Source organism: Exiguobacterium sp. s145, assembly GCF_018618835.1.
Taxonomy (GTDB): Bacteria; Bacillota; Bacilli; order Exiguobacteriales; family Exiguobacteriaceae; genus Exiguobacterium_A; species Exiguobacterium_A artemiae.
Map to the genome: position 1 here is coordinate 205,984 of NZ_JACSMV010000002.1, position 12,573 is coordinate 218,556.

The following is a 12,573-nucleotide window of genomic DNA, read 5'->3' on the forward strand; positions in this document are numbered from 1 at the left end:
ACTTATGTATGAACCGAAACGGGAATTCATCACGACTTCGGAAACAATTCTTTTTGTCAGCAGCCTATTCATGTGGTTGTATATCGTTCGCTTTTTCGGGACGATCGATTCCGCATGGTGGATTTTGCCACTACTGTGCTTCCTGCTCTTTTTACATTCCTTCATCGGCAGACGAGTCGATTTGAGTTTTAACTGGGCAGAGGAAGAAGAAGCACGAAAGTCTGAACAAAAATAAAACGAATCCAATAACAAACAGCCCGGCTTCTCCGCTTGTTTAGGAGGAAGACCGGGCTGTTGTTCGTTCTGTGCTCTAAATGACGTTCTCTAGTTAAGGGCATTTCACTTCTCACAACAATCGAATCCTGGGAACCTTTCCCTTTTTCAGGACGTAAAAAAGGATATCGCACTTTCAGGGGGAGATCATATGTATGAATATCAATATATCCAAATTGACTTTAAACGATTGTCCGGAAATCCAATAGAAGATTCCGGGAAGTCATCAATCAACAGGCGGCAAAAGGTTGACGGTTCGTTCAGCTTGTCGCTCCGGATTTCGTGAAGTCCGGCGTCGTTATCGGAACGTATTATGAACTCATTTTTGAACGTCCGTCTTCTTCCAGCCGTAACAGATGAGTACTTGTCCTGTCCAGTATACAAGACACGCGGGATGAAAATGACACTTCCTTACAATTTTGTACGTTTTATTTACAATTTCAATCTTCTATACTGAATGTATGCTTAACGTATTTAGAAGGAGTAATGTTCCCTATGAAATTTCCCAAATGGCTCCTTTACCTCGGCGCACTCCCGACGTTCGTTTTTGCCTTTTACGCCATTACGAACCCAGCCTTCCGGACTCAAATCGCAGAGTCGTTTCCGCTTGCGGCACCTGTCCTCGCTGTCATTTTCACCGTGTTTGTCGCCTTCTGGACCTTGTTCTTTATCTTAACGAACGGGCTTCGCCGGCATCTCGACTTAATCCTACTATCTGCGCTGTTGCTGATTTGTTTTCTGTTAACGAGTTTGTTTGCGACACTCGATTACTTCCTCACCTAATGGATTGATCCCAGCCATCTTCCGGATGGCTTTTTCCATTTTCTTCTTGATTTTCATTCAGCTGTCCCTTAACATCAATTGTAATCATTTTCTATATATTCAAAAAACATTCAGAAGGAGTGATGGCGTATGCGCGGAACATGGAAACATCCTGCCCTCTTGTTATCAAGCGTCGGCATCTCCAATCTCGGAGCGTGGGTGTACTTCATTGCCCTGAATTTGATTGTCCTCGCCCGGACGAATTCAGCATTCGCCGTTTCGATTCTCTACATGCTCGTCCCGATCGCCGCCCTGTTATCAAGTTTTTGGTCCGGCACGGTCATCGACCGCGTCGATAAGCGGAATCTGATGGTGGCGCTTGACTTGGCACGGGCTGTCTTAATTGCCGTCCTGCCATGGATTGACTCGTTATTGCTTTTGTACACGCTGGTCTTTTTCATCAATATCGGCAGTTCACTGTTCGAATCGGCTTCCTTGATTTATATGACGAAACTCGTTTCAAAAACCAACCGTCAACGGTTTAATGCCTTAAAAAATTTTATCCAATCGTGTGGCTTCATTCTCGGACCGACGATTGCCGGTCTGTTGTTCCTCGTCGGATCGCCGACACTTGCCATCTATCTGAATGCAGGTGCGCTGGCCGTTTCGGCAATGATTCTGTTTTCCCTGCCGGACATCGAACAAAAGGCAACGATTACCGGTTCCGAACGGCTCAGTTTCCGGATGATCGTCTCGGACTGGAAAGAAACGTTGCATTATGCGCACAAACACCGCTATATCACGCTCGTGTATACCCTGTTCTGCGTCATGACGATTTTCATGTCCGGTCTCGATTCACTGGAAGCGACGTTCGCGACACGCGTTCTTGATTTTTCGGAGAGTATGTACGGTTTCCTCGTCAGTATCGCCGGACTCGGCATCATTGCCGGCTCCATCATTAATGCAACGTGCACGAAATGGCTCAGCCTGCCGTTCCTGATTGGTTTCGGCTCGGTTGCGACACCGGTCGGCTACTTAATTTTTGCGACGGCGACGGATTTCAGTCTCGCCGCAGTCGGTTTTTTCCTGCTGACGTTTGCCTTGTCGTTTGCAAACACCGGTTTTCTGTCGTTTCATCAAAACAACGTTCCGGTCTCGATCATGGGGCGGTTCTCCGGTGTCATCAACGTCGCCGAGTCGATTCTCATTATCGGACTGACGTTATCGATTGGTCTGCTTGCCGAAACATTGTCGATCCGCTCGACCTATATCGTCTTTTCGCTTGGTTTCCTGGCGCTTGGTTTGATGACGTTACCAATCGTCTTTCAACGTTCCAAACAGGATTTGTATACAATGACGGTCGAGGACGAATCAAAGGTTTCTTAATAAAGCAGCAGGGACAACTTGGATTCTACTCCTTGTCGTCCCTGTTTTCAGGTTTCGAACGTGCTAGTATTAAGAAAAATGGATGATCCGCTAAAGGAGGGGTTCCGATGACAGAAATCGATTGTCTGCTGTATCTGCATGATGAACTGGACCGGTATACCGAAGACGAGTTGCATCATATCTCGCAACCGGGCGTCTGGTCGCTCGGTCAAATGTATGATCATATTTTACTTGTCGCCCATGAATATATCGATGAAGTTGAAATCTGCGCTTCGCTGACGACCGATACGGCGGACGGTAAAACACCGTTCGGCGAAGAATTATTCCGTCAACAGGCATTCCCACCGATCAAAATCAGACTGCCGGACGAGATGAACGCTCCGCCGGACAATACCGACAGCCGTGACCGCCTGAAACAGCGTTTGCTTGAGCTCGTTCAACGGCTGGACGACTGGTCAGTCCGCCTGGAGCAGATTAATCCGGCAGCCAAAACAAAACACGGCGGTTTCGGTTATCTGAATGCACAGGAATGGATTCAACTAGTCGGCATGCATACACGGCATCATTTCCGGCAGAAAACAGAATTGGAACAACTCCTTTTATATTGAGGTTGGATTTCTCGGTTTCGAAGAACGGCAAAATTTCGACCGCATAACACTTTGACATATTGATTTATTTACAGCGTCTTCGTCATGATCCAATCCACCTGTTCATCTTCTCCCATAAAGAAAGAGTGTGCTCCTGTCTTTACAAAACCAAAACGTTGATAAAAGCGAATCGCATGATGATTTTCTTCCCACACCCCTAACCAGACTTGCTCCATCCCCTGTGCTTGAGCAACCTCGAATGTTTTCTCCAGCAACTGCTTTCCAAGACCTGTCCCCTGATATGCTGAACGAATGTAAATTCGTTCAAGTTCCAAGGTGTTTCCTTCCATCGGTTCAGTTTGAGCAGCACCGACATTCAGCTTTAAATAACCGGCAATTTTTTCGTTACTTTTGATGAAAAAGAAAAATGAATCCGGACGTTCCAACTCCCGTATCAATTTTTCGCGTCCGTAGGATTGTTTGAGGTAATCCTCGAGGTGCTGCGGATCATTCTCAGATCCGAATGTATCCGTAAATGTTTCCACACTAATTGCTTGCAATGCTTCAACATCTTTGACGTCACAGCGGACAAACTCAATCGTTTGTGTCATTCTGTTCACTCCTCCAAATAATTTCGTATTCCGCCTTTTTTGACGAAGTCCCACTCCTGTTCGATATTTTTACGAACCCGCTTCGTCAACTGGTGTAACTGCGTCTGTTCCTCTTCGCTCAGACCAGCTAAAGCAACCCCTTTAGAATAAGCGTGTTCCTGCAGAATCACCGGACACGTTGCCTGCCCTTTTGCAGTTGCATACAGTTTTTTGATTTTTTTGTTCACGATATCTGGTCGTTTTTCGATGAATCCGGCTTTTTCTAATTTTTGAATCGATCGGGCGGCTGTCGTCCGGTCCACGAGAATCAGTTCCGCCAGTTTTTCTTGAATGATTCCTGGATTTTCACAAATCCGGACAAGATAAATGTATTGTCCTTTTGTCAGTTCCAGCTCTTTGAATTCAACATTACTGATGGAATCAAGTGCCCGCGCAATCATTCCGATTTCACGTAATAGTTCTCCCATGGCGCCTCCTTTTTATGTTCACTCATAACATGCTATGAACTTATTATATTATTTTTTGTTGCAAATACAACAAAAATTCTTTACGTTTGTATGTTTTTGTTAAAACACCCTGTTATCCAATTGACAAAAAGTGTATATTTAAACCATCTATTCGTTTAAAGGAGGATTTACTTCGCCCGTGAAATTCTTTAGATCCCCCCGGACGCCTGAATTATCATGGATTCCGGAGCCAAACTGGCAAACCGTCTGTAATGAACGCTCCATCGACATTCAACAGCATCCGAACGAACAGATCGTCGGACTGGCTTACAATAATCAACAGCAGGTCGTTCAAGTGACACGTAACATCCATGCACCGCTGTTCAGTTATTACGTGACGTTACTGGAAAATCGCCGCACCAACAAAACCATTTTATCCAAACGGTCGCATATGACGATTCAACATCTGTCGACACGACTGCATGGCTCAAGTAAATTTGCCGAGTTCAGCTTGCTCGACATCCATGTCCGCGAAGAAGGACTTGGCGAACGTGGTTTACTGCTCGAATCGTTAATTCATGATATTCAACATAAATATACCCATTACCGCGTCAGTGGAGACTTTACCGCCATTTCTTACGGTGGACGCGTCTCTGCCGAATGCTTTACCCGTTACGGCTTTACGATTGAACAGGATCGGTTGATTTTGAAAAATTTTCATGACCGACTGTTCGTCAGCTAATCAGTGCTCAGGAGGTACTTCGTTTGAAATTAAACACTCGGAAATGGTTGACCAATATCGTCCACCTGCTTGGATTCTGTTTGATGATCACAGCTTATCTCGATTTATGGAAACGCCCGAAGACACGCGGACCGAAATGGATCTGGGCTACCTTGATTTTCCTCGTCAACTATCTCGGTCCAACTGGTTATCTTGTCTGGGGACGCCATGTTCCGCCGGCAAAAATCACTTCAACCACTCACTAAAAAGCTTCGTCCGTCCACCTGCTTATCAGGTCAGACGAACGAAGCTTTTTTGTCAGGCACAAGTGATAGGAGATCACCCGATTCTGTGTTAATTTGAATATATGAAACCGCTTGATTTAAAACCGGCGTTTCTTATTATTTTACCGTACACACGGTGACAGAAAAGAGGGATCTGATGACTTCACACCTGTCTACTCCATCCTACCGTCATTGGCAGGCCATTCAAAAACTGCATCACCGCTATATGAAGGAAGTCAACGCTGTCCTGAAGGATTGGGGCTTATCGAAATCGCAGTTCGATATGCTGGATACATTATACCGGGAACAAAGCGCGACACAAAAATCACTCGAGACGACACTTGAACTGTCGAGCGGAGCCATCTCCCAAACCTTAAAAAAATTGTTTGACCTTCATCTCATCACCCGTAAACGGATCGACCGGGAAAAACGGCTGGTCCTGACACCGTCAGGCGAGACGATCGTCGAGGAATCCGCTCCTGTCGTCGAAGTCATTCACGAACAGTACTTCAAACAGTTTACAATGGACGAGCATGAATCATTCGACCGTCTGCTCCATAAGATGCAAAACAATCACATCTAATCAGGAAGGAGCTGTTCTGATGATTCTCAGACATTTTACACACCGCCGCTTTTTACCGGCCATCGTCGCCCGCGGCGGACTTTCCGTCCAGGATACAGGCGGAGATTACTTACAATTCGAATTCGATCCTCCAAGTGACCGGCTGTTACAGACGATACATAACAGCCGTTCCTCGAATGAACTACCATGGGACGAGACCGATACTGTTGCGCTTGACTTCGATTTCGTCAAGATGCAGGCAGCTGACATCGAAGTCCTCGAGCAGGTAAAAGATACTACGTGGAACGTCAAACCCGATTCGAATGTCGGTCCTTCCCGATTCGTCAAAAGCTTTTTATCGCTCGGTTACTTGACGGAAGAATCAAGAGAACAGCTGTCCGAATATTATTAAAGAACAGGTCGCTTGACCTGTTCTTTTTTTGTCGTCAACTGCGCCGATTGTAAATAAACAGCATCACCGGGAACGTCATTACCTGAATGAACAGCACACACAACAAAGCTGACATGATGTCGTCTACGACTTTCCACTGCACGAGTGTCAGCATTACAAAAACGTAAACGATACTCAGGACATACGACAGTTGACCGCTTTTCATTTTAATTTTTTCCTGCCGTTCGTCATACGTCTCAGCAGGCGGGAAAACCAAATCGACCGCCAGTTGACTGATTCCGACCAACATAAGAATGATACTGTACGGACTGGGTCCGTCGAACAGCGTCAGATAACCGCCGTATATCAGTAGAACGGAGAACAGTAAACGATTGATCATCGGCATATGTTTCATCAGGCATCATCTCCTTTTTCTTTCGCATCGGGTATAAAAATCGCTTCAATCGAACAATCAAACAACGCAGCGATTGAAAAAGCCAGTTCGAGTGATGGATTATAACGCTCTTTTTCAATTGAAATGACGGTCTGTCTTGATACACCAAGTGCTTCTGCAAGTTGCCCCTGCGACCACTGACGGGCTTCCCGTACCGCCTTCATTTTGTTTTTCATCCCAGTCACCTCTCAATTCCAATAATAGGTAATTCACATCCAGGTGTCAAGTTTCCTTTACAATCAGAATAAAAAAAACCTCCTGCCGAATGGAAGGAGAGTTTATTTTCGAATCGTCCGGTGCCGCGGATGGATGGCGAGAACGGCCTGACGGATTGCCTGAACGTGCTCGTCCGTCGCTTCCGAAAACGACCAGAGCGTCGGGTATTCACCGACCAGCTGACCTTGATCGAGAATCACGAACCGGTCACTCAGCGTCTGCGCCGCCTGGACATCGTGTGTGATGAAGACATAGGCGAGACCGAGCGTCGCTTTTAACTCCCGTAACAAGTCGAGAATCATCGCCTTGTTGACCATGTCGAGACTGCTGACGGCTTCATCGAGGATAATCAGCTTCGGATTCGTCGCAATCGCGCGGGCGATACAGATTCGCTGCAACTGACCGCCGCTGAACTGATTCGGATACTTCGTTAAATCCGTTTTTGATAAACCGACCTGTGTCATCAGTCCGCCTAACCGTTCGTCTAATGCATCGGGTGACAACCCGAGGAAATTCGTCAACGGTTCGGCGATGATCTGTCCCGCCGTCAGCTTCGGATTGACGGCCGCAAACGAATCCTGAAAGACGACCTGGATGTCTTTCCGGAAATCCTTTGACGCCGCGTCGTAAATGTCTTGTCCGTTAAACAGTACCCGTCCTGCTTTCGGACGCTCGAGTCCGAGTAAAATCCGTCCGAGCGTACTTTTTCCGGCACCGCTGCGACCGAGTAAACCAAGACAGGTTCCGGCTTCAAGCGTCAGTGAAACGTCCTGCAAGACCGTCTGCTCCGCCTGGCGCGTTAAAAACCGTTGATTGCCGTAGCGGTGGGAGACGTGCTCCAGCTGCAACAGGCTCATGCCTTCATCCCTCCTGCCTGAATTCCGTGTTGTGTCAACAGTTGCCGGGTATACGGGTGACTCGGCTGGTCGAACAGGTCAAAGACATCCGCCTGTTCGACGATTTCGCCGTCCCGCATGACGAGGACATGGTCCGCCATCTCAGCGATAACACTTAAGTCGTGCGAGATTAAGAGAATCGCCGTGTCATAGGTAGCCCGGACTTTCTCGAGATAATACAGGACGAGCTTTTGATTGTAGACGTCAAGCGCCGTCGTCGGTTCGTCGGCAATCAGGACATGCGGCCGCAGACAGGCGGCGAGTGCAATCATGACCCGTTGCAGCATGCCGCCACTCAGTTCAAACGGATAGGCTTTTAAAATCCGGTCCGGCTGTTCAAGATTGACTTCAAGCAGCGCTTCAATCGCCCGCTCTTTCGCTTCACGTTTACTGCACCGGTCGTGCGTCCGGATCGTCTCCATCAATTGATGACCAATCGTATAGACCGGTGTGAAGGCACTCATCGGATTTTGCATGATGAAGGCAATCTGCCCGCCGCGGACACGCCGGAGCGCGCGGTCGGACAATGTCATCACGTCCGTCCCTTCCAGTACAATCCGTCCAGACTGACGGATGACCTTTTCGTCGAGCAGACGCAGGAGAGCCAGACTCGTCACTGTCTTACCGCAACCGCTCTCCCCGACCAGACCGACAATTTGTCCGGCTGCCAGTGAAAAAGAAATATCACGGACGAGCGGCTGACCGTTCGTCGTTTCGATCGTCAAGTGTTCGACGGATAATACAGGTTTCATCCGAGTCTCTCCTTTCATTTCGTTTGTTTGGTCACTCCGAACCGTTCCGATAACGATTCCCCGAGCAGATTAAAGCTCGCAATGACGAGCATGATCAGCAGACCGGGATAAATCATCAGTTCCGGATTCGTCCGGATATATGATTTACCTTCGTGAATCATCGCTCCCCATTCGGCTCCCGGCGATTGAACACCGAGACCGAGGAACGACATCGCCGAGATATCCATGATCGCCCAGCCCATCTCAAGTGTCCCGATGACAAGCAGCGGGGGCAGAATGTTCGGCAACAGATGCGTCCGGAAGATTTTCCAGTGCGAGGAGCCGTTGACACGCGCCGCGGCAATGAAGTTTTTTTCCTTCAGCGTCATGATCAACCCCCGGAACATCCGGGCGTAGTAAACCCATTGGACGAGCATCAAAGCGACGATGACCTGTTTCAGTCCCGGTCCGAAAATTCCGACGAGACCAAGAACAAGAATCAGACTCGGGAATGCCATCACGCCGTCACAAAACCGCATCAGCAGTTGGTCGACCCAGCCGCCGATGTAGCCGGCCAGCGTCCCGACCAATAAACCGATCAACAGTGACGAGGCAAAAATCAGGACGGCAAATCCGAGCGACACCCGGGCACCGTACAACAGACGCGACAACGTACAGCGTCCGAGATGATCGGTTCCGAACGGATACGTCCAGGACGGCTCCTGCAATTTGACCGCCAGATTGACGAGATACGGATCATGAGGGGCAAGCCACGGTGCAGCCAGAGCCGCGAGAAACAACAGCCCTAAAAATACGGAACAGCCGATCAAAATCAGCCGTTGATTCGACAGGCGGTCAAGCAGACTCGGTCGTCCAAGCGGAACATTCATCGTCTGTTCCCTCCTTTCCGGGCAATCCGTGGATCGATTGCCAGTTGCAATAAATCAACGAGCAGACTGCTACCGATAAACAGCAAGGCCGCGAGGAAGACGTAGCCTTGAATGATCGGCATGTCGCGGTCAAAGATGGCTTCAATAAAATAACGGCCGAATCCCGGCCACGAGAATACCGTCTCGACGATGATCGTCCCCGTCAACAGCTTCCCGAGGTTCATCCCGAGTCCGGTCAACATCGGCGGAATCGCGACCCGCAAGACGTGTTTTCCTAAAATGATCGTTTCCCGGATGCCGCGTGTCCGGGCAAACAGGACGTACGGTTCGCGCATCGTCTCGATGACGCTCGTCCGTAACAGCCGCGTATACAGCGCAATCAGCGGCAACGCGAGCGTAATCGCCGGCAAGATGACGTGACTCGGACTGCCGATCCCGCCGACCGGTAATAAATCAAGCTGGACGGAAAAAAAGAAAATCAGCAGGTAGCCGAGCCAAAATGACGGAATCGACGCCCCGATGAAGGCGATCCCCCGGCTCAAATGGTCAAAAAAACCATTCTTTCGAACTCCCGCGAGAAAGCCGAGCGGGATACTGACGAAAATTGCGAGCAACAGACTCGACAGCGCCAGCTGGACGGTCGCCGGCAAACGGAGCAACACTTCGTCGAGGACCGGTTTCCCGGAAACGTACGATGTTCCGAAATCAAAACTGGCCAGCCGGACGACGGTCGTCACGTACTGGGTCAAAAACGACTGATCGAGTCCGAACTCTGCCCGCTTTTGTGCGAGCACCTCTTCCGTCGGTTGGATGTGGGCGGCAGACAGATACGCTTCCGCCGGATCAACCGGTGACAAATGAATCATCACCGTCAGTAATAAAATAGCGAGGAGCAGGATCGGAATGACCGACCCGACCCGTTTCAGAATATAGACGCCCATTCCGTACACCTCCTGTTACTTGATGCCGATTTGGGCGAACGGACTTTCATCCCGGTTCGCGGCAAATTTAAAGTTCGTGACACCGTTTTGATAAATCGCCATCTTTTTCAAATACGAGATTGGAACGAGTGCACCTTGATCCTGGAGCGACGGCAGAATGTCAGCATACATCTTCTGACGTTTCGTTTCATCCGTCGTTTTAAGGACATCTTTCATTTCCTGTAACAGTTGATCCTTGTTCGGATAAGCGGAAATCGCTTCTTTGAACCCAAATCCGTCCGTCCCGATGATGTTGACGAATGTATGCGGATCGTACGGTGCCCCGAAGTTACTGTACATGTTGATATCGAATTTATTGTCTTTGAAGCGCTGGACTTGATCCGGCAGCTCGACACCGACGATTTTCAAATCGACGCCGATACTCGCCCACTCTGACTGTAACGTCTCCGCCATCGCTTTTTGGACAAGTTCCGCAGCATCATACATCATTTCAATCTGTAACGGTTGTCCGTCTTTTTCACGGATCTTTTTGCCCTTCGGCAGTTTCCAGCCGGCTTCGTCCAGCAACGACTTCGCTTTTGCGACATCAAAGTCCCGTTTCTCGACGTTCAGGTTCGATGTGTACGGCAGGTTCGGCGGCAGGATGAAGTCAGCCGGTGCCTCAAGACCGGACGTGATGCCTTCTACGAGTGTCTTCTTATCAAAGCCGTATTGCAGTGCCTGACGGACGCGTTCGTCCGCAAGCTGTTTTTTCTTCGTGTTCATGATCAGAAGGCGCGTCGCAACCGGTTCTGACATCGTCGTCTTGTAGGATTTCGTTTCTTTCATTTGATTGTAGGCGTCGACACTGATTGCCCCTTCGCCGAAAATCAAATCGATGTCGCCTTTTTCAAAAGCGAGTACGCGGCTTTCGGCATCGGGAATGATGTCGACCTTGATTTTCTTCACTTTAGGCTTCGGTCCCCAGTAGTTTTTGTTGACCTTAAACGTCGCGTATTGATCCGCTTTGTACTCGTCGAGCACCCACGGACCGGTTCCGACTTCCTGTTCGACGCCTTTTGACGTATCGCCGTTTTTCGGGAAACCGGCTTCGCCGAGGAAACGGACCGGACGGACGACCGCCAGTTCCTGAATCGTCGGGTAGTAGGCTTCCGACAACGTCATCCGGAACGTCTGCTTGTCGACGGCTTCCGTCTTGTCGATTTTTGAGATAAAGCCAAGCCAGCTATGTAAGGCTTTGTTTTTGAGGACGGCGTCAAAGTTCTTTTTGACGATCGTCGCATCAAACATCGAGCCGTCCGAGAACTTGACATCGTCACGCAATTTAAAGGTATATGTTTTTCCGTCTTTAGAGATGTCCCATGATTTCGCGAGGAACGGCTCGAGCTTTCCGCCTTCTGCGTAATGGACAAGCGGCTCATAGACCATCGACTGAGCGAACAGTTGCGACGGGTTGTAGACATGCGGATTCATCTCGCCGATGTCACGCGGCCATGCCATCGTTAACGTATCTTGATTTGATTTATTGTCAGCACCTTCGTTCGGATTCGAACAACCGAACAGCAGTGTCGTAATCGAGAGGATGGAAACAGCTTGAATGATGTATTTCTTACGGCGTGAAACGTTCATAGTGGACAGGACTCCCATTCTTATTGATAATCATTTTCAATTGTAAGAGTCGGTACTAAGAATTGTCAATGGATAATCGGTGAAAGTGTTGATTTTGCTGTGTTTTAAGACGTTTTAATCTGATCATTCATAAAAGAAAGCACTCATCAAATGGAATGAGTGCTAAACGGTTCGGATTCTTTTCATTTGGTCCGGTAATCAAACGCCAATACTTCGACGTCACACCCTTGCCCTTCAAGATTCGGACTGCAAGCGTACGGTCCGACTTTCCAGTCTCCTTGCGCATGCAGATGAGCAATTCGTAACTGCTCCTTCGTCTCACCATCGACGAAGTAAAGTTCAACGTCCTGTTGGTTGCAGACGAGTTCAAATATCAACGGCTGATTAAAGACCGTATTATCGATATCACGCGATGACCAATCGGAATAACCGAATGAGGTGACGACGGCTCCGAGATGCGATTTCCCGTCCGGAATGAATTCCGCTGAAACTTTTAGCCAGTTGTCCTCGTTTAAATAAAGTAGGATGCCTGCCTGATCATATGTTTTTTGCGGATACAGCTTCACTTCGATTCGGCAGGAAAAAGCCGGTGCTGGAATCGGTTTTAACAAGGCATGCCCCGTCATCCGGTTGAATTGATAATAGGTATTCCGCCAAAAGTCGGTATCGCCTTCCGTCGTGAACTTCAGTTGTTCTTGCATATCGATTTTAGCCGGCTGGTTGAGCCATTCGTAATCTTGCCACATGTGAATTCCTCCTGTTTTAAGATTGAGTGTATTTTGTAACATCTCAC

The 12,573-nt window shown here is 48.6% G+C and carries 19 protein-coding genes; 9 read left to right on the top strand and 10 right to left on the bottom strand.

The genetic code is table 11. The features are described from left to right. Positions 1–4: 4 nt before the first annotated feature. From KNQ07_RS04070 to KNQ07_RS04090, 5 genes are all read left to right on the top strand, one after another. The gene (locus KNQ07_RS04070) at positions 5–235 is read left to right on the top strand and encodes a hypothetical protein (protein ID WP_214764930.1); all 231 of its coding nucleotides are present in this window, start codon (positions 5–7) and stop codon (positions 233–235) included. Between the two features lie 189 nt (positions 236–424). Further along, positions 425–559, top strand: a complete 135-nt coding sequence (locus KNQ07_RS16230; RefSeq protein ID WP_261966502.1) for a hypothetical protein — start codon at positions 425–427, stop codon at positions 557–559. 209 nt (positions 560–768) lie between these two features. Then, positions 769–1,056, top strand: a complete 288-nt coding sequence (locus KNQ07_RS04080) for a hypothetical protein (protein ID WP_214764931.1) — start codon at positions 769–771, stop codon at positions 1,054–1,056. 129 nt (positions 1,057–1,185) lie between these two features. Then, positions 1,186–2,421, top strand: a complete 1,236-nt coding sequence (locus KNQ07_RS04085) for an MFS transporter (protein ID WP_214764932.1) — start codon at positions 1,186–1,188, stop codon at positions 2,419–2,421. A 107-nt stretch (positions 2,422–2,528) separates the two neighbouring features. Beyond that, positions 2,529–3,029, top strand: a complete 501-nt coding sequence (locus tag KNQ07_RS04090) for a DinB family protein (RefSeq protein WP_214764933.1) — start codon at positions 2,529–2,531, stop codon at positions 3,027–3,029. A gap of 68 nt (positions 3,030–3,097) precedes the next feature. Here the strand turns inward: KNQ07_RS04090 and KNQ07_RS04095 are convergent, their stop codons facing one another. Further along, positions 3,098–3,619, bottom strand: a complete 522-nt coding sequence (locus KNQ07_RS04095) for a GNAT family N-acetyltransferase (RefSeq protein WP_214764934.1) — start codon at positions 3,617–3,619, stop codon at positions 3,098–3,100. A gap of 5 nt (positions 3,620–3,624) precedes the next feature. Next, positions 3,625–4,086, bottom strand: a complete 462-nt coding sequence (locus tag KNQ07_RS04100) for a MarR family winged helix-turn-helix transcriptional regulator (protein ID WP_214764935.1) — start codon at positions 4,084–4,086, stop codon at positions 3,625–3,627. A gap of 178 nt (positions 4,087–4,264) precedes the next feature. Here KNQ07_RS04100 and KNQ07_RS04105 point away from each other — a divergent pair, with 178 nt between their 5' ends. From KNQ07_RS04105 to KNQ07_RS04120, 4 genes are all read left to right on the top strand, one after another. Further along, a complete protein-coding gene (locus KNQ07_RS04105; RefSeq protein ID WP_214764936.1) occupies positions 4,265–4,807 on the top strand; it encodes a hypothetical protein in 543 nt (180 codons plus the stop codon). 23 nt (positions 4,808–4,830) lie between these two features. Beyond that, positions 4,831–5,052: a PLD nuclease N-terminal domain-containing protein gene (locus tag KNQ07_RS04110; RefSeq protein ID WP_251135852.1), complete on the top strand. Its 222-nt coding sequence runs from the start codon at positions 4,831–4,833 to the stop codon at positions 5,050–5,052. A gap of 175 nt (positions 5,053–5,227) precedes the next feature. Further along, positions 5,228–5,653 carry a MarR family winged helix-turn-helix transcriptional regulator gene (locus KNQ07_RS04115; protein ID WP_012370246.1) on the top strand — a complete coding sequence of 142 codons (426 nt, stop codon included), beginning with the start codon at positions 5,228–5,230 and terminating at the stop codon, positions 5,651–5,653. Between the two features lie 19 nt (positions 5,654–5,672). Beyond that, positions 5,673–6,044, top strand: coding sequence for a hypothetical protein (locus KNQ07_RS04120; RefSeq protein ID WP_214764937.1), 372 nt, complete (start codon positions 5,673–5,675; stop codon positions 6,042–6,044). 34 nt (positions 6,045–6,078) lie between these two features. Here the strand turns inward: KNQ07_RS04120 and KNQ07_RS04125 are convergent, their stop codons facing one another. From KNQ07_RS04125 to KNQ07_RS04160, 8 genes are all read right to left on the bottom strand, one after another. Then, a complete protein-coding gene (locus KNQ07_RS04125) occupies positions 6,079–6,438 on the bottom strand; it encodes a hypothetical protein (RefSeq protein WP_214764938.1) in 360 nt (119 codons plus the stop codon). Next, positions 6,438–6,653 carry a helix-turn-helix transcriptional regulator gene (locus KNQ07_RS04130; RefSeq protein WP_214764939.1) on the bottom strand — a complete coding sequence of 72 codons (216 nt, stop codon included), beginning with the start codon at positions 6,651–6,653 and terminating at the stop codon, positions 6,438–6,440. Before KNQ07_RS04130 ends, KNQ07_RS04125 begins: the two co-directional genes overlap by 1 nt. Before the next feature lie 102 nt (positions 6,654–6,755). Then, on the bottom strand, positions 6,756–7,550 hold the full coding sequence (locus tag KNQ07_RS04135; RefSeq protein WP_214764940.1) for an ATP-binding cassette domain-containing protein: 795 nt from the start codon (positions 7,548–7,550) through the stop codon (positions 6,756–6,758). After that, a complete protein-coding gene (locus KNQ07_RS04140; RefSeq protein ID WP_214764941.1) occupies positions 7,547–8,341 on the bottom strand; it encodes an ABC transporter ATP-binding protein in 795 nt (264 codons plus the stop codon). The genes KNQ07_RS04135 and KNQ07_RS04140 overlap by 4 nt, the downstream gene beginning before the upstream one ends. A gap of 14 nt (positions 8,342–8,355) precedes the next feature. Beyond that, complete coding sequence (gene nikC / locus KNQ07_RS04145; protein ID WP_214764942.1) at positions 8,356–9,210, bottom strand: nickel ABC transporter permease subunit NikC; 855 nt, start codon at positions 9,208–9,210, stop codon at positions 8,356–8,358. Beyond that, positions 9,207–10,151: an ABC transporter permease gene (locus KNQ07_RS04150; protein ID WP_214764943.1), complete on the bottom strand. Its 945-nt coding sequence runs from the start codon at positions 10,149–10,151 to the stop codon at positions 9,207–9,209. The genes nikC and KNQ07_RS04150 overlap by 4 nt, the downstream gene beginning before the upstream one ends. 15 nt (positions 10,152–10,166) lie before the next feature. Next, positions 10,167–11,780, bottom strand: coding sequence for a nickel ABC transporter substrate-binding protein (gene nikA, locus KNQ07_RS04155; protein ID WP_214764944.1), 1,614 nt, complete (start codon positions 11,778–11,780; stop codon positions 10,167–10,169). A 182-nt stretch (positions 11,781–11,962) separates the two neighbouring features. Then, positions 11,963–12,526: a DUF1349 domain-containing protein gene (locus KNQ07_RS04160; protein WP_214764945.1), complete on the bottom strand. Its 564-nt coding sequence runs from the start codon at positions 12,524–12,526 to the stop codon at positions 11,963–11,965. Positions 12,527–12,573 lie beyond the last annotated feature (47 nt).

Bases quoted from the DNA above. Each gene is read 5' to 3' on its own strand.
- KNQ07_RS04070 (WP_214764930.1), top strand. From the start codon at position 5: ATGTATGAACCGAAACGGGAATTCATCACGACTTCGGAAACAATTCTT.
- KNQ07_RS16230 (WP_261966502.1), top strand. From the start codon at position 425: ATGTATGAATATCAATATATCCAAATTGACTTTAAACGATTGTCCGGA.
- KNQ07_RS04080 (WP_214764931.1), top strand. From the start codon at position 769: ATGAAATTTCCCAAATGGCTCCTTTACCTCGGCGCACTCCCGACGTTC.
- KNQ07_RS04085 (WP_214764932.1), top strand. From the start codon at position 1,186: ATGCGCGGAACATGGAAACATCCTGCCCTCTTGTTATCAAGCGTCGGC.
- KNQ07_RS04090 (WP_214764933.1), top strand. From the start codon at position 2,529: ATGACAGAAATCGATTGTCTGCTGTATCTGCATGATGAACTGGACCGG.
- KNQ07_RS04095 (WP_214764934.1), bottom strand. From the start codon at position 3,619: ATGACACAAACGATTGAGTTTGTCCGCTGTGACGTCAAAGATGTTGAA.
- KNQ07_RS04100 (WP_214764935.1), bottom strand. From the start codon at position 4,086: ATGGGAGAACTATTACGTGAAATCGGAATGATTGCGCGGGCACTTGAT.
- KNQ07_RS04115 (WP_012370246.1), top strand. From the start codon at position 5,228: ATGACTTCACACCTGTCTACTCCATCCTACCGTCATTGGCAGGCCATT.
- KNQ07_RS04120 (WP_214764937.1), top strand. From the start codon at position 5,673: ATGATTCTCAGACATTTTACACACCGCCGCTTTTTACCGGCCATCGTC.
- KNQ07_RS04125 (WP_214764938.1), bottom strand. From the start codon at position 6,438: ATGAAACATATGCCGATGATCAATCGTTTACTGTTCTCCGTTCTACTG.
- KNQ07_RS04130 (WP_214764939.1), bottom strand. From the start codon at position 6,653: ATGAAAAACAAAATGAAGGCGGTACGGGAAGCCCGTCAGTGGTCGCAG.
- KNQ07_RS04135 (WP_214764940.1), bottom strand. From the start codon at position 7,550: ATGAGCCTGTTGCAGCTGGAGCACGTCTCCCACCGCTACGGCAATCAA.
- KNQ07_RS04140 (WP_214764941.1), bottom strand. From the start codon at position 8,341: ATGAAACCTGTATTATCCGTCGAACACTTGACGATCGAAACGACGAAC.
- nikC (WP_214764942.1), bottom strand. From the start codon at position 9,210: ATGAATGTTCCGCTTGGACGACCGAGTCTGCTTGACCGCCTGTCGAAT.
- KNQ07_RS04150 (WP_214764943.1), bottom strand. From the start codon at position 10,151: ATGGGCGTCTATATTCTGAAACGGGTCGGGTCGGTCATTCCGATCCTG.
- nikA (WP_214764944.1), bottom strand. From the start codon at position 11,780: ATGAACGTTTCACGCCGTAAGAAATACATCATTCAAGCTGTTTCCATC.
- KNQ07_RS04160 (WP_214764945.1), bottom strand. From the start codon at position 12,526: ATGTGGCAAGATTACGAATGGCTCAACCAGCCGGCTAAAATCGATATG.